Annotated in this window: 10 protein-coding genes; all 10 read right to left on the reverse strand. The window is 69.6% G+C overall.

The window, feature by feature from the left end; translation table 11 throughout:
• Positions 1-2: 2 nt before the first annotated feature.
• The gene (gene rplW / locus QSK03_RS04135; protein WP_285648705.1) at positions 3-308 is read right to left on the reverse strand and encodes a 50S ribosomal protein L23; all 306 of its coding nucleotides are present in this window, start codon (positions 306-308) and stop codon (positions 3-5) included.
• The gene (rplD, locus tag QSK03_RS04140; RefSeq protein ID WP_285649233.1) at positions 305-955 is read right to left on the reverse strand and encodes a 50S ribosomal protein L4; all 651 of its coding nucleotides are present in this window, start codon (positions 953-955) and stop codon (positions 305-307) included. Before rplD ends, rplW begins: the two co-directional genes overlap by 4 nt.
• Before the next feature lie 221 nt (positions 956-1,176).
• Positions 1,177-1,830 carry a 50S ribosomal protein L3 gene (gene rplC, locus QSK03_RS04145; protein WP_285648706.1) on the reverse strand — a complete coding sequence of 218 codons (654 nt, stop codon included), beginning with the start codon at positions 1,828-1,830 and terminating at the stop codon, positions 1,177-1,179.
• A gap of 59 nt (positions 1,831-1,889) precedes the next feature.
• Positions 1,890-2,195 (reverse strand): 30S ribosomal protein S10, encoded by a 306-nt coding sequence (rpsJ, locus tag QSK03_RS04150; protein WP_116708461.1) that lies wholly within the window; start codon positions 2,193-2,195, stop codon positions 1,890-1,892.
• Positions 2,196-2,607: 412 nt separating this feature from the next.
• The gene (gene tuf / locus QSK03_RS04155) at positions 2,608-3,801 is read right to left on the reverse strand and encodes an elongation factor Tu (RefSeq protein WP_285648707.1); all 1,194 of its coding nucleotides are present in this window, start codon (positions 3,799-3,801) and stop codon (positions 2,608-2,610) included.
• 235 nt (positions 3,802-4,036) lie between these two features.
• Complete coding sequence (gene fusA / locus QSK03_RS04160; RefSeq protein ID WP_285648708.1) at positions 4,037-6,142, reverse strand: elongation factor G; 2,106 nt, start codon at positions 6,140-6,142, stop codon at positions 4,037-4,039.
• A gap of 102 nt (positions 6,143-6,244) precedes the next feature.
• Positions 6,245-6,715, reverse strand: coding sequence for a 30S ribosomal protein S7 (gene rpsG, locus QSK03_RS04165; RefSeq protein WP_274200568.1), 471 nt, complete (start codon positions 6,713-6,715; stop codon positions 6,245-6,247).
• A 1-nt stretch (position 6,716) separates the two neighbouring features.
• The gene (gene rpsL, locus QSK03_RS04170) at positions 6,717-7,091 is read right to left on the reverse strand and encodes a 30S ribosomal protein S12 (protein ID WP_116708457.1); all 375 of its coding nucleotides are present in this window, start codon (positions 7,089-7,091) and stop codon (positions 6,717-6,719) included.
• Positions 7,092-7,908: 817 nt separating this feature from the next.
• On the reverse strand, positions 7,909-11,820 hold the full coding sequence (locus tag QSK03_RS04175; protein ID WP_285648709.1) for a DNA-directed RNA polymerase subunit beta': 3,912 nt from the start codon (positions 11,818-11,820) through the stop codon (positions 7,909-7,911).
• Between the two features lie 115 nt (positions 11,821-11,935).
• Positions 11,936-15,421: a DNA-directed RNA polymerase subunit beta gene (gene rpoB, locus QSK03_RS04180; protein ID WP_285648710.1), complete on the reverse strand. Its 3,486-nt coding sequence runs from the start codon at positions 15,419-15,421 to the stop codon at positions 11,936-11,938.
• Positions 15,422-15,691: the final 270 nt, after the last annotated feature.

Here is a 15,691-nt window from a genome sequence, read left to right on the forward strand (position 1 = left end):
GGTCAGCTCCCTGCCCCGGGTGCGCCGAAGACGTCGATGGTCCGGCTCTCGGGCGTCACCGTCACGACCGCGCGCTTGGTGTCCTTGCGCTTGCCGAAGCCGCGGCGGGAGCGCTTGCGCTTGCCCTCGCGGTTCAGCGTGTTCACGCTGGCCACCTGCACGTCGAAGATCTCCTGGACGGCGATCTTGATCTGCGTCTTGTTCGCGTCCGGGCGCACCAGGAACGTGTACTGGCGCTCCTCGAGCAGGCCGTAGCTCTTCTCGGAGATGACCGGCGCGATGATCACGTCTCGCGGGTCGGTGATCACTTCTCGTCCTCCTGTCCCCGCAGGCGCGAGGCCACGAAGGCCTCGAGCGCGGCCGACGTGAAGACCACGTCGTCGGCGCGCAGGACGTCGTAGGTGTTCAGCTGGTCCGGCGTGAGCTGGTGGACCGTCGGGAGGTTGGCCACGCTGCGGCGGCCGGCCTCGTCGTCGCGGGTGATGACCGCGAGCACCGTGCGGCGCTCCCGGCTCGGCTCCACGACGCCCTCGAGCGCGCTGCGCGCGCCCTTGGTGGACGGCGCCCCGCCGTCGACCAGCGCGGAGAAGACGTGGATGCGCTCGTGGCGGGCGCGGTCCGACAGCGCGCCGCGCAGGGCCGCCGCCTTCATCTTCTTCGGGGTCCGCTGGTCGTAGTCGCGCGGCGTCGGGCCGTGGACGGTGCCGCCGCCGGTGAACTGCGGGGCGCGCACCGAACCCTGGCGGGCGCGGCCGGTGCCCTTCTGCCGGTACGGCTTCTTGCCGCCGCCCCGGACCTCACCGCGGGTCTTGGTGTCGTGCGTGCCCTGGCGGGCCGCCGCGAGCTGCGCGGTGACGACCTGGTGCATCAGCGCGGTGCTGGCCGGCGCGTCGAAGAGCTCACCGGGGAGCTCGACGGAGCCGTCGGTGCCGCCCGCGGGCGTGTGCACCGGCACCGAGCGCGTCTCGCCGGCGGCCTGCGCGTGCGCGTCGCGACGGGCGAGACGCCGGGCCTCGCCGGCCGAGTAGCCGCTGCGGCGCGTCTCGCCGCCGCGCCGGGACCGCTCGAGCGTGGCCGTGGCGGCCGCCGTCGCCGAGCCGGTGCCGGCGGAGACCTGCTCGCCGCCGTCGACACCTTCGGTGTCGCTCACACCGGGGGTGTGTCCGTCGGGGGTCGTCACTGGGCACCGCCCTTCGCGGGATCGACCTTGGCGGCCGTGGTGACCAGGACCAGACCGCCGCGGGGGCCGGGGACCGCGCCGCGGATCAGCAGCAGGCCCGCTTCGGCGTCCACGCCGTGGACGGTCAGGTTCTGGGTGGTGGTCTTGACGTGGCCCATGCGGCCGGCCATGCGCGTGCCCTTGAAGACACGCGCCGGGGTGGCGCAGCCGCCGATGGCGCCGGGCGAGCGGTGCTTGCGCTGCGTGCCGTGGCTGGCCCCGAGGCCGCCGAAGCCGTGGCGCTTCATGACACCGGCGGTGCCCTTGCCCTTGCTCGTGCCCGAGACGTCCACGACGGCGCCGGCGGAGAACGCCTCGGCGTTGATCTCCTGGCCGACCTCGTACTCGCTCGCGTCGCTGGTGCGCAGCTCGGCGAGGTGGCGGCGCGGGGTCACGCCGGCCTTCGAGAAGTGGCCGGTCTCCGGCTTGTTCACCTTGCGCGGGTCGATCGCGCCGTACGCGATCTGCACGGCGTTGTAGCCGTCCACCGACGGGGTGCGCACCTGCGTGACGACGCACGGCCCGGCCTTGACGACCGTGACCGGCACGACGCGGTTCGACTCGTCGAAGACCTGGGTCATGCCGACCTTGGTGCCGAGGACGCCGCTCATCTTCCGCTCCGGCCGCGCCGGAGCGACGTTCGCTGCAGTCGCTGTAGTCACTGCCGACCTCACTGGATGTTCACGTCGACGCTCGCCGGCAGGTCGATGCGCATGAGCGCGTCCACCGTCTTCGGCGTCGGGTCGACGATGTCGATCAGTCGCTTGTGGGTGCGCATCTCGAAGTGCTCGCGCGAGTCCTTGTACTTGTGCGGCGAGCGGATGACGCAGTAGATGTTCTTCTCGGTCGGCAGCGGCACGGGCCCGACCACGGAGGCGCCGGTGCGCGTCACGGTCTCGACGATCTTTCGAGCCGACGCGTCGATCGCTTCGTGGTCGTAGGCCTTGAGCCGAATGCGGATCTTCTGTCCCGCCATGGTGGCTTTGCCGTTCCTCTTCTCGTCCCGCCGGGGGCGTGCGCCCCCGGTGGCTGGCCAGGTTCTCGAGACGCCCCGGTGCGTGCCGGCCGGATCCACATCCCCGACCGGGACCGTCTGGCGGTCCACGCGGTCGGGCGTGTCGAATCCGTCGCCGGGCTCCGCCACGTGCTCGCGCACGGTGCGGGCCCGCGGACCTCGCGCTGTTCAACGTGTGTCCGTCCCGCGCCCGTGGCGGGCGGCGGCACGGTGGGCCCCGGCATGGCCGGGGACCCGGGCCCACGGTGTGGCTCTCGGACCCCCGCTCACAGCAGGGCGGCCGACTCGATACCGCATGAGCCGACCGCCCTGTGCGAGCTAGGACTCCAGTGTCGCACGGCCGCTCTCGCGGCCCTGCACCGGGGCCCCGGTACTACTTCTGGATCTTCGTGACCTGACCGGCGCCGACCGTCCGGCCACCCTCGCGGATGGCGAACTGGAGGCCTTCCTCCATGGCGATCGGCTGGATCAGCTGGACGGACATCTCGGTGTTGTCACCGGGCATGACCATCTCGGTGCCCTCCGGGAGCGTCACGACGCCGGTGACGTCGGTGGTCCGGAAGTAGAACTGCGGGCGGTAGTTGTTGAAGAACGGCGTGTGCCGCCCGCCCTCGTCCTTGCCCAGGATGTAGACCTGGCCCTCGAACTCGGTGTGCGGGGTGATCGAGCCCGGCTTGCCGATGACCATGCCGCGCTCGACGTCCTCGCGCTTGATGCCGCGCAGGAGGAGGCCGACGTTGTCGCCGGCGCGACCCTCGTCGAGGAGCTTGCGGAACATCTCGATGCCCGTGGTGGTGGTCTTCGTCGACTTCGCGCGGATGCCGATGATCTCCACCTCCTCGTTCACCTTGACGATGCCGCGCTCGACGCGGCCGGTGACGACGGTGCCGCGACCGGTGATCGTGAAGACGTCCTCGACGGGCATGAGGAACGGCTTGTCGGTGTCACGCTCGGGCGACGGGATGCTGTCGTCGACGGCGTCCATCAGGCTCATGATGGCGTCGCCCCACTCGGCGTCGCCCTCGAGCGCCTTCAGCGCGGAGACGCGGACCACGGGCAGGTCGTCGCCGGGGAAGTCCTGCGAGCTGAGCAGCTCACGGACCTCCATCTCGACGAGCTCCATGATCTCCTCGTCGTCGACCATGTCCGCCTTGTTCAGCGCCACCACGATGTAGGGGACGCCGACCTGGCGGGCGAGCAGCACGTGCTCGCGGGTCTGCGGCATGGGGCCGTCGGTGGCGGCCACCACGAGGATGGCGCCGTCCATCTGGGCCGCGCCGGTGATCATGTTCTTGACGTAGTCGGCGTGCCCGGGGCAGTCGACGTGCGCGTAGTGGCGCTTCTCGGTCTGGTACTCGACGTGCGCGATCGAGATCGTGATGCCGCGCTGCCGCTCCTCGGGCGCCTTGTCGATCATGTCGAACGCCGACGCCTGGTTGAGCTGCGGGAACTTGTCGTGCAGCACCTTGGTGATCGCCGCGGTGAGCGTCGTCTTCCCGTGGTCGATGTGACCGATCGTGCCGATGTTGACGTGCGGCTTGGTCCGCTCGAACTTGGCCTTCGCCACTGCTCTCGTCCTCCTGGACTTCTGTTCTCCTGACCCGTCCCGTGGTGGAGCCGGGCCAAGTGGTGCTCGTCGGTGTGGGTCCTGCCGTGTCTCGGAGGACCGAGAGACCCGTCACGAGGCTAGCGAAAGCCTCGCGCGGGCCCGCGACCTGGTCCGTCGTCGGCCGTCGGCGCGGCAGCTCCGCCGCGCCTCCGGCCGCCGTGACCCGGGCTCTCGCCCGGGTCACGGACCGGTGTCACTCGCCGGTCGCCTTCGCGATGATCTCCTTGGCCACGTTGGCCGGGACCTCCGCGTAGGAGTCGAACTGCATGGAGTAGTTCGCCCGGCCCTGGGTCCGCGACCGCAGGTCGCCGACGTAGCCGAACATCTCCGAGAGCGGGACGATCGCGCGCACGACGCGGCCACCGCCGGTCCGCTCCTCCATGGCCTGGATCTGGCCACGGCGGGAGTTGAGGTCGCCGATGACGTCGCCCATGTACTCCTCGGGGGTCGACACCTCGACGGCCATCACCGGCTCGAGCAGCGCGGGGTCGGCCTTGCGGACCGACTCCTTGAGCGCCATCGACCCAGCGACCTTGAACGCCATCTCGGACGAGTCGACCTCGTGGTACTGACCGTCGAGCAGCGTCACCTTCATGCCCACCAGCGGGTAGCCGGCGACGACGCCGTACTGCATGGCGTCCTGGGCACCCTCGTCCACCGACGGGATGTACTCGCGCGGCACGCGGCCGCCGGTCACCTTGTTGGCGAACTCGTAGAGCGGCAGCTCCGGCCCGCGGGGCAGCGGCTCGAGCGCGATGATGACGCGCGCGAACTGACCCGACCCACCGGTCTGCTTCTTGTGCGTGTACTCGAACTTCTCGACCGGCCGGCGGATGGTCTCGCGGTAGGCCACCTGCGGCTTGCCGATGTTGGCCTCGACCTTGAAGTCCGACTTCATCCGGTTGACGAGCACGTCGAGGTGGAGCTCGCCCATCCCCGAGATGATCGTCTGCCCGGTCTCCTCGTCGAGGTTGACGCGGAAGGTCGGGTCCTCGTCGGCGAGCCGCTGGATCGCCGTCGAGAGCTTCTCCTGGTCGGCCTTCGACTTCGGCTCGACCGCGACGGAGATGACCGGCTCCGGGAAGGTCATCGACTCGAGGATCACCGGGTTCTGCGGGTCGCAGAGGGTGTCGCCCGTGGTCGTGTCCTTCAGGCCCACCACCGCGTAGATGTGGCCGGCGCGGGCCTCGTCGACCGGGTTCTCCTTGTTGGAGTGCATCTGCAGCAGCTTGCCGATGCGCTCCTTGCGGTCCTTGGTCGAGTTGATGATCTGCGTGCCCTGGGCGAGCTTGCCCGAGTACACGCGGACGTAGGTCAGCTTCCCGTAGAACGGGTGCGCGGCGATCTTGAACGCGAGCGCCGAGAAGGGCTCGTCCGTCGAGGCCGAGCGCTGCACCGCGGTCTCGCCGTCGAGCAGCGTGCCGTTGACCGGCGGCACGTCGGTCGGCGCCGGCAGGTAGGCGATGACGGCGTCGAGCATGGGCTGCACGCCCTTGTTCTTGAACGCCGAGCCCAGCAGCACCGGGTAGTAGTCGCCGGTGACCGTGACGGCGCGGATGCCGTGCTCGATCTCCTCGACCGTGAGCTCCTCGCCGGCGAAGTAGCGCTCCATGAGCGCCTCGTCGTTCTCGGCGATGGCCTCGAGCAGCGTCGTCCGGTACTCCTCGACCTCGTCCATGCGGTCGGCCGGGATCTCCTCGACGGCGTAGTCCTCGCCCTTGGAGACCTCGCCGCGCCACGTCAGCGCGCGCATGCGCACCAGGTCGATGACGCCGTAGAACTCCGACTCCGACCCCATCGGCAGCTGCAGGACCAGCGGCTTGGCGCCGAGGCGGTCCTTGATGGTGCGCACGGTGAAGTAGAAGTCCGCCCCGAGCTTGTCCATCTTGTTGACGAAGCAGATGCGCGGGACGTTGTAGGTGTCGGCCTGGCGCCACACCGTCTCGGACTGCGGCTCGACGCCCTCCTTGCCGTCGAAGACGGCGACGGCGCCGTCCAGGACGCGCAGGGAGCGCTCCACCTCGACCGTGAAGTCGACGTGGCCGGGCGTGTCGATGATGTTGATCTGGTGGTCTTTCCAGAAGCAGGTCGTCGCGGCGGACGTGATCGTGATGCCGCGCTTCTGCTCCTCCTCCATCCAGTCCATCGTCGCCGCGCCGTCGTGGACCTCACCGAGCTTGTAGTTGATGCCGGTGTAGAACAGGACGCGCTCGGTCGTGGTGGTCTTGCCCGCGTCGATGTGGGCCATGATCCCGATGTTGCGGACCTTGCCCAGATCGCTCAGCACCTCGCGTGCCACGAGATTCCTCTTCCCGTCGGTTCGTCGCCGCGGGTCCCGCGGCGGGGTGTTCTCGGACCGGACGGCCCCGCGGGTGGATCACACCCGCCGAGGCCGCGCCGATCACCAGCGGTAGTGCGCGAACGCCTTGTTCGACTCCGCCATCTTGTGCGTGTCCTCGCGGCGCTTGACGCTCGCGCCCAAGCCGTTCGAGGCGTCGAGCAGCTCGTTCGTGAGCCGCTCGATCATGGTCTTCTCCCGGCGCGCCCGGGAATACGTGATCAGCCAGCGCAGGCCGAGGGTGGTCGAACGCCCGGCACGCACCTCGATCGGCACCTGGTAGGTCGCGCCACCGACACGGCGGCTGCGGACCTCGAGGGCCGGCTTCACGTTGTCCAGCGCGCGCTTCAGCGTGACGACCGGGTCGGCGCCGTTGCGCTCGCGGCAGCCCTCCATCGCGCCGTAGACGATGCGCTCGGCCAGCGAGCGCTTGCCGTCGACGAGCACCTTGTTCACGAGCTGCGTCACGAGCGGCGACCCGTAGACCGGGTCGGCGACGAGCGGACGCTTCGGAGCGGGTCCCTTGCGCGGCATGTCAGCTCTTGTCCTTCTTGGTCCCGTAGCGGCTGCGGGCCTGCTTGCGGTTCTTGACCGCCTGCGTGTCGAGGGCACCGCGAATGATCTTGTAGCGCACGCCCGGCAGGTCCTTCACACGACCGCCGCGCACCAGCACGATCGAGTGCTCCTGGAGGTTGTGGCCCTCACCGGGGATGTAGGCCGTGACCTCGATGCCGTTGGAGAGCCGGACACGCGCGACCTTGCGCAGCGCGGAGTTCGGCTTCTTCGGCGTGGTGGTGTAGACGCGCGTGCAGACGCCGCGGCGCTGCGGGCTCCCCTTGAGGGCCGCGGTCTTGGTCTTCTCGACCTTGTCCTCGCGGCCCCGACGGACCAACTGCTGGATGGTGGGCATCGAGGTAGTTGTCTTCCGTTCCTCTGTGTTCTGCGTCGGGCTCGTACCTCCGCGCCCGGGACACCCCGGCGACGTCGTACGCGTCGTCGCGGGGACTCCCCCGGTGCACCGGCCGGCTCCCCCTCCGAGCGGCGCGATCCCTCTCGCACGGGGACCGGCGCACCGCACGGGGACCGGCACGCGGAGCGACCCGACCACGTCGGGCACTGGTAGCCAGGGTACGCGCCCGCGCGAGAGCGCGTTCCGGCGGGTCGGATCAGGGTGCCGGACGCCGCTCGCAGCGGCCCGGCGACGCCGTCGGTGTCCTGTGCCGCGGCCCCTCGGACGTCCTCGACCGCCTGTCGGTGGCGGCCATGCCGACGAGGGTGGAGCCACCACGTCGACCGGACTGATCGCGAGGATACCTCCACCGCCACGGCCCGCAAGCCACACCCGGCACCCGCCCTCGCGTGATGTGCAACGCCCCGCCCGCCCCGCCCATTCCGCTGCGCGGGCCGGCGTCCCGCGGCGGACCGGGGGCCTCCGTTGAAGCGAGGGTGGTGGAGCGAGGGTGGTGGAGCGAGGGCGTCCCTCGCTGCGTCCCAGGCAGCGAGGGACGCCCTCGCTGCGCGCCCGGCGGCGGCGACCTCGGAGATCACGAGCACCTGGTCCACCTCGGCGGGCGCACCGGGGTGGATGACGCGCTCCTGATCTCGCCGACGCCGCGGGTCGCCCGCACACACGACAGAGGGCGCCCCCGCGGTGCGGGGACGCCCTCCGGTGTCGTGCGGCGACTAGGACTCGATGGTCGAGCTCCGCTCCGCTTCGTCTCCGAAGATCAGCGGAACTGCCCGAAGTCGTAGTCGTCGAGCGGGACCGCGGCACCGGTGCCGGAGCCGAACACGTCGGGGGCGTAGTACCCGTCGTCGTAGCTCGGCAGGGCGTAGGCGGCCGCGCGGGCCTCCTCGGTGGGCTGGACCTGGATGTTCCGGTACCGGTTGATGCCGGTGCCGGCCGGGATCAGCTTGCCGATGATCACGTTCTCCTTCAGCCCCACGAGGCTGTCGGACTTCCCCTCGATGGCCGCGTTCGTGAGGATGCGCGTCGTCTCCTGGAAGGAGGCGGCGGACAGCCACGACTCGGTGGCCAGCGAGGCCTTCGTGATGCCCATGAGCACCGGGCGGGCCGCCGCCGGGTCGCCGCCCTCGGAGACCACCTTGCGGTTGGCCGCCTCGAACTCGGCGCGGTCGACGACACCACCGGGCAGGAACTCGGTGGCGCCCGAGTCGATGATCGTCACCCGGCGCAGCATCTGCCGGACGATGACCTCGATGTGCTTGTCGTGGATCGACACACCCTGCGACCGGTACACCTTCTGCACCTGGTCGACGAGGTGCAGCTGCACCTCGCGGGGGCCCATCACGCGCAGCACCTCGTGCGGGTCCGCCGTGCCCTCGAGCAGCTGCTGGCCGACGCCGACGTGGTCGCCGTCCTGCAGCGGGCGCTCGGAGCCGTCGGCCGCGATGGTCGCGAGCCGCTGGCGCTTGGACAGCTTGTCGTAGACGACCTCCTCGCTCCCGTCGTCCGGGATGAGGGTGATCTTCCAGAACTTGTCGCCGTCCTCGAGCTGGATGCGGCCGTCCACGTCGGCGATGGGCGCCTTGCCCTTCGGGACGCGGGCCTCGAAGAGCTCCTGTACACGCGGCAGACCCGTGGTGATGTCCTCACCCGCGACGCCACCGGTGTGGAAGGTGCGCATCGTCAGCTGCGTGCCGGGCTCACCGATCGACTGGGCGGCGACGATGCCGACCGCCTCGCCGACGTCGACGAGCTTGCCGGTCGCCAGCGAGCGGCCGTAGCACATCGCGCAGACGCCCTGCGCCGAGTCGCAGGTCAGGACGCTGCGGACCCGGACCTTGCCGACGCCGGCGCCCAGGAGGGCGTCGATCGCCTGCTGGCCGATGTCGGCACCGCGGCCGAGCAGCTCGTTGCCGGCGTCGTCCGTGACGGCCGAGGCCGCCGTGCGGGTGTAGACGCTGGTGTCGACGTGCACGTCGCGCACGAGGGTCCCGTCGGGGCCCTCCTCGCCGATCGGCATCGGGATGCCGCGCTCGGTGCCGCAGTCGACCTCGCGGACGATGACGTCCTGCGACACGTCGACCAGGCGCCGGGTCAGGTAGCCCGAGTCGGCGGTGCGCAGGGCGGTGTCGGCGAGACCCTTGCGGGTGCCGTGGGTCGAGATGAAGTACTCGACCACCGAGAAGCCCTCGCGGAAGTTGGACTTGATCGGCCGCGGGATGAACTCGCCCTTCGGGTTCGCGACCAGACCCTTCATGCCCGCCAGCTGGCGGACCTGGGTCATGTTGCCGGCCGCCCCCGAGGCGACGATCTTGGAGATGGAGTTGTCGGCGGGGAAGTTGTCCTCCATCGCCTTCGCCACCTCCTCCGTGGCCTGGCCCCAGATGCGCACCATCTCGTCGTTGCGCTCCTGGTAGGAGAGCGCACCGCGCTGGTAGCGCTTGTTGACCTGCTCCGCGCGGCCCTCGTACTCGTCGAGGATCTCCTGCTTGCGCGGGGGCACGACGACGTCGTCGATGGCGATGGTGACCCCGGAGCGCGTGGCCCAGTGGAAGCCGGCGTCCTTGAGCCGGTCCAGGGTCATCGCGACCTCGGTCATCGAGTACCGCTCGGCCAGGTCGTTGATGATCGCGGCCTGGCGCTTCTTCGGGAGCTGGTCGTTGACGAAGGGGTAGTCCTCCGGAAGCAGCTCGTTGAAGAGCACCCGGCCCAGCGTCGTCTCGGCCAGCCACGGCTTGCCGGGCTCGTACTCGCCGTTGGTCATGCCCGGCCCGGGCACGACCGTCTCGCTGAGGCGGATCTTGATCGGCGCCTGGAGGTCGAGCGACCCCAGGTCGTACGCCATGATCGCCTCGGCGGGCGACGAGTAGGCCCGGCCCTCGCCGTCGGCACCCTCGGTGCGCTGGGTGAGGTAGTACAGGCCGGTCACCATGTCCAGGCGCGGCATGGCCAGCGGCTTGCCCGACGCCGGCGAGAGGATGTTGTTCGCCGACAGCATGAGGATGCGGGCCTCGGCCTGCGCCTCGGCCGACAGCGGCAGGTGGACGGCCATCTGGTCGCCGTCGAAGTCGGCGTTGAACGCCTCGCAGACCAGCGGGTGCAGCTGGATCGCCTTGCCCTCGACCAGCTGCGGCTCGAAGGCCTGGATGCCGAGGCGGTGCAGCGTGGGCGCCCGGTTCAGCATCACCGGGTGCTCGTTGATGACCTCCTCGAGCACGTCCCAGACCTGGCCGCGCTGACGCTCGACCATCCGCTTCGCGGACTTGATGTTCTGGGCGTGGTTGAGGTCGACCAGCCGCTTCATGACGAACGGCTTGAACAGCTCGAGCGCCATCTGCTTGGGCAGGCCGCACTGGTGCAGCTTGAGCTGCGGGCCGACCACGATGACCGAACGGCCCGAGTAGTCGACGCGCTTGCCGAGCAGGTTCTGGCGGAACCGGCCCTGCTTGCCCTTGAGCAGGTCGGACAGCGACTTGAGCGGGCGGTTGCCCGGCCCGGTGACCGGGCGGCCGCGGCGGCCGTTGTCGAACAGCGCGTCGACGGCCTCCTGCAGCATCCGCTTCTCGTTGTTGACGATGATCTCGGGCGCACCGAGGTCGATCAGTCGCTTGAGGCGGTTGTTGCGGTTGATGACCCGGCGGTACAGGTCGTTGAGGTCCGACGTCGCGAAGCGGCCACCGTCGAGCTGCACCATCGGGCGCAGGTCCGGCGGGATGACCGGGACGCAGTCGAGCACCATGCCGGTGGGCCGGTTGCCGGTGGCCTGGAAGGCCGCGACGACCTTGAGCCGCTTGAGCGCGCGCAGCTTGCGCTGCCCCTTGCCGCTGCGGATGGTCTCGCGGAGGTTGTCGGCCTCGGCGTCGATGTCGAAGGTCTCCAGGAGCTTCTGGATCGCCTCGGCACCCATGGCACCGGTGAAGTAGTCGGCGTAGCGGTCGTAGAGCTCGCGGTAAAGCGTCTCGTCCGAGATCAGCTGGCCACGGTCGAGCTTGGTGAACGTGGTCCAGACCTCGTCGAGGCGGTCGAGCTCGCGCTGCGCACGGTCGCGCAGCTGGCGCATCTCGCGCTCGCCGCCCTCCTTGACCTTGCGCCGCACGTCGGACTTCGCGCCCTCGGCCTCGAGCTCGGCCACATCGGACTCGAGCTTCTGGGCGCGGGCCTCGAGGTCGTTGTCGCGCTGGGTCTCGAGACGCTTGCGCTCGCCCGAGATCTCGTTCTCGAGCGTCGACTGGTCGTTATGCCGCTGCTCGGTGTTCACCTCGGTGATCACGTAGGCAGCGAAGTAGATGATCTTCTCGAGGTCCTTGGGCGCCAGGTCGAGCAGGTAGCCCAGGCGCGAGGGGACGCCCTTGAAGTACCAGATGTGCGTGACCGGCGCGGCCAGCTCGATGTGGCCCATGCGCTCACGGCGCACCTTGGCCCGGGTCACCTCGACGCCGCAGCGCTCACAGATGATGCCCTTGAAGCGGACGCGCTTGTACTTGCCGCAGTAGCACTCCCAGTCCCGCGTCGGACCGAAGATCTTCTCGCAGAAGAGTCCGTCCTTCTCGGGCTTGAGCGTGCGGTAGTTGATGGTCTCGGGCTTCTTGACCTCGCCGAAGGACCACTGGCGGATGTCGTCGGCGGTGGCCAGACCGATCCGCAGCTCGTCGAAGAAGTTGACGTCGAGCAAAGGTTCTCCCCTGGATGGGTGAGCTGTTTTCTAGAGGGGGCCCACAGGCCCCCCGGGCCGGGCGGTGACCACAGCCCGGGGGGTCGTCGGGGGGCGGAGCCCCCCGACTGTGAGGTCAGTTCACGACGTCGTCGACCGACGGCGACTCGTTGCGCGAGAGGTTGATGCCGAGGTTCGCCGCGGCGCGCTCGAGGTCCTCGTCGTCGCCGTCGCGCATCTCGATGGCGGCGCCGTCCGAGGACAGCACCTCCACGTTGAGGCACAGCGACTGGAGCTCCTTGAGCAGCACCTTGAACGACTCGGGGATGCCCGGCTCGGGGATGTTCTCGCCCTTGACGATGGCCTCGTAGACCTTCACGCGGCCGAGCACGTCGTCGGACTTGATCGTCAGCAGCTCCTGCAGCGTGTACGCCGCGCCGTAGGCCTGCATCGCCCAGCACTCCATCTCGCCGAAGCGCTGGCCACCGAACTGCGCCTTCCCGCCCAGCGGCTGCTGGGTGATCATCGAGTACGGCCCCGTCGACCGGGCGTGGATCTTGTCGTCCACGAGGTGCAGCAGCTTGAGGATGTACATGTAGCCCACCGCGATCTGGTGCGGGTAGGGCTCGCCGGTACGTCCGTCGAAGATCTGCGCCTTGCCGTCCTCGCCGACCAGCCGCACGCCGTCGCGGTTGGGCAGCGTCGACCCGAGCAGCCCCGAGATCTCGGCCTGCCGCGCGCCGTCGAACACCGGCGTCGCGGTGTTCGTGTCCGGCGGCACGTGCCGCATGTCGTCGGGCATCGTCACGGCCCACTCGGCCGTGTTGTCCGGGTCGACCTCCCAGCCGCTCTTCGCGATCCACCCGAGGTGGGTCTCGAGGACCTGGCCGATGTTCATGCGTCGCGGCACGCCGTGGGTGTTGAGGACGATGTCCACCGGCGTCCCGTCGGCGAGGAACGGCATGTCCTCGACCGGCAGGATCTTGCCGATGACGCCCTTGTTGCCGTGGCGGCCGGCGAGCTTGTCGCCCTCGGAGATCTTGCGCTTCTGGGCCACGTAGACGCGGACCAGCTCGTTGACCCCGGGCGGCAGCTCGTCGTCGTCGTCGCGGGAGAACACCCGGATGCCGATGACCTTGCCGGTCTCGCCGTGCGGGACCTTCAGCGAGGTGTCGCGCACCTCGCGGGCCTTCTCACCGAAGATGGCGCGCAGCAGGCGCTCCTCGGGGGTCAGCTCGGTCTCGCCCTTGGGGGTCACCTTGCCGACGAGGATGTCGCCGTCCGCGACCTCGGCGCCGATGCGGATGATGCCGCGCTCGTCGAGGTCGGCCAGGACCTCCTCGGAGACGTTCGGGATGTCCCTCGTGATCTCCTCGGCACCCAGCTTGGTGTCGCGGGCGTCGATCTCGTGCTCCTCGATGTGGATCGAGGTGAGCACGTCGTCCTGCACCAGGCGCTGGCTCAGGATGATCGCGTCCTCGTAGTTGTGACCCTCCCACGGCATGATCGCCACGAGGAGGTTCTTCCCGAGGGCCATCTCGCCGTCCTCGGTGCAGGGACCGTCGGCGAGGACCTGGCCGGCCTCGACGCGGTCGCCCTCGGCGACGATCGGCTTCTGGTTGATGCAGGTGCCCTGGTTGGACCGCGTGAACTTGTGGAGACGGTGGGTCGTGCGCTGACCCTCGTCGTCCATGATCGTGATGTAGTCCGCGCAGAGCTCCTCGATGACGCCGGCGCGGTCGGTGGCGATGACGTCACCGGCATCGACGGCGGCCCGCAGCTCCATGCCCGTGCCGACCAGCGGCGACTCCGAGCGCAGCAGCGGCACCGACTGGCGCTGCATGTTCGCGCCCATCAGGGCGCGGTTGGCGTCGTCGTGCTCGAGGAACGGGATCATCGCCGTCGCGACCGACACCATCTGGCGCGGCGAGACGTCCATGTAGTCCACGCGCCCGGGCGCGATGAGGTCGACGTCGCCGCCCTTGCGGCGGACCAGCACGCGGTCCTCGGTGAAGTGGCCGTCCTCGTCGAGCGGCGCGTTGGCCTGCGCGACGACGAAGCGGTCCTCCTCGTCCGCGGTCAGGTAGTCGATCTGGTCGATGACGACCCCGTCGACGACCTTGCGGTACGGCGTCTCGATGAAGCCGAACGGGTTGACCCGCGCGAAGCTCGACAGCGAGCCGATCAGGCCGATGTTCGGGCCTTCCGGCGTCTCGATCGGGCACATGCGGCCGTAGTGCGACGGGTGGACGTCGCGGACCTCCATGCCCGCGCGCTCACGGGACAGACCGCCCGGACCCAGCGCCGAGAGCCGGCGCTTGTGGGTCAGGCCCGCGAGCGGGTTGGTCTGGTCCATGAACTGCGAGAGCTGCGAGGTGCCGAAGAACTCCTTGATCGCGGCCACGACCGGCCGGATGTTGATCAGGGTCTGCGGCGTGATGGCCTCGACGTCCTGGGTCGTCATGCGCTCGCGCACGACGCGTTCCATGCGGGAGAGGCCCACCCGGATCTGGTTCTGGATGAGCTCGCCGACGGTGCGCAGGCGGCGGTTGCCGAAGTGGTCGATGTCGTCGGTCTCGACGGGGATCTCGCCGGAGCCGTCGGGGGCCTCGACCTCGGTCTCCCCCGCGTGCAGGCGCACGAGGTAGGAGATCGTGTTGATGATGTCGTCCTCGGTCAGCGTGCCGACCGACGGCTCGACATCCGAGCCCAGCTTCTTGTTGACCTTGTAGCGGCCGACCTTCGCGAGGTCGTAGCGCTTGTCCTTGAAGAAGAGGTTCTCCAGCAGCGTCTGCGCGCTCTCGCGCGTCGGCGGCTCGCCCGGACGCAGCTTGCGGTAGATGTCGAGCAGGGCCTCGTCCTGCCCGGCGGTCGAGTCCTTCTCCAGGGTGGCCAGCAGCGTCTCGGAGAAGTGGAACTTCTCCTGGATCTGCTCGGTGGTCCAGCCCAGCGCCTTCAGCAGCACGGTGACGGGCTGGCGGCGCTTGCGGTCGATGCGCACGCCGACGGTGTCGCGCTTGTCGACGTCGAACTCCAGCCACGCGCCGCGGCTGGGGATGATCTTGACGCTGTAGACGTCCTTGTCGGTCGTCTTGTCGACCGTGCGGTCGAAGTACACCCCGGGCGAACGCACGAGCTGCGACACGACGACGCGCTCGGTGCCGTTGATGATGAAGGTGCCCTTGTCGGTCATCACGGGGAAGTCGCCCATGAAGACCGTCTGGCTCTTGATCTCGCCGGTGGTGTTGTTGGTGAACTCGGCGGTGACGAACAGGGGCGCCGAGTACGTCATGTCCTTGTCCTTGCACTCCTCGACGGAGGCCTTGACCTCGTCGAAGCGCGGGTCGGAGAAGGACAGGCTCATCGAGCCTGAGAAGTCCTCGATCGGCGAGATCTCGGCGAGGACCTCCTCCAGGCCACCGGCGGGGAGCTCCTCACCCGCCTCCACGCGACGCTCGAACCACTCCTCGCTGCCGACCAGCCACTCGAACGACTGGGTCTGCAGGGCGAGCAGGTCGGGAACCTCGAGGGGCTGGTCCAGCTTGGCGAAGGAGACCCGGGTGGGTGCCCCGGGGAACGACGCGTGGTGGTTCGAGACCTTGGTGGCGCGGGTAACTGCCAAGATGCGTCCTTCCGGAACAACGCTGTCTGAACGCTGTCAGTAGCTGTACCGTCCGGAAAGCAGCGCAGCGACCCGGGCGGCGGGGGCGCGGCCCGTGCGTCGACACACGAGGGGGCGGACAGACGTAGGGCAGCGCGATCCGACAGTCTAGCCACGTATGGTGGCACCTGTCGAACGGCCCCCCTCGTGACGCGCCGGGAAGGATGCTCCGCCTGGGGCGGGATCGACCTCCGGGGTCGGACGCGGGGTGCCGCGCTGCGAACAGAGTGA

The organism is Actinomycetospora sp. NBRC 106375 (assembly GCF_030269665.1).
Lineage (GTDB): Bacteria > Actinomycetota > Actinomycetes > Mycobacteriales > Pseudonocardiaceae > Actinomycetospora.

Coding starts and splice junctions, on each gene's coding strand:
- rplC (WP_285648706.1), bottom strand. CDS start 1,830: ATGAGCGGCGTCCTCGGCACCAAGGTCGGCATGACCCAGGTCTTCGAC.
- rpsJ (WP_116708461.1), bottom strand. CDS start 2,195: ATGGCGGGACAGAAGATCCGCATTCGGCTCAAGGCCTACGACCACGAA.
- rpsG (WP_274200568.1), bottom strand. CDS start 6,715: ATGCCGCGCAAGGGACCCGCTCCGAAGCGTCCGCTCGTCGCCGACCCG.
- rpsL (WP_116708457.1), bottom strand. CDS start 7,091: ATGCCCACCATCCAGCAGTTGGTCCGTCGGGGCCGCGAGGACAAGGTC.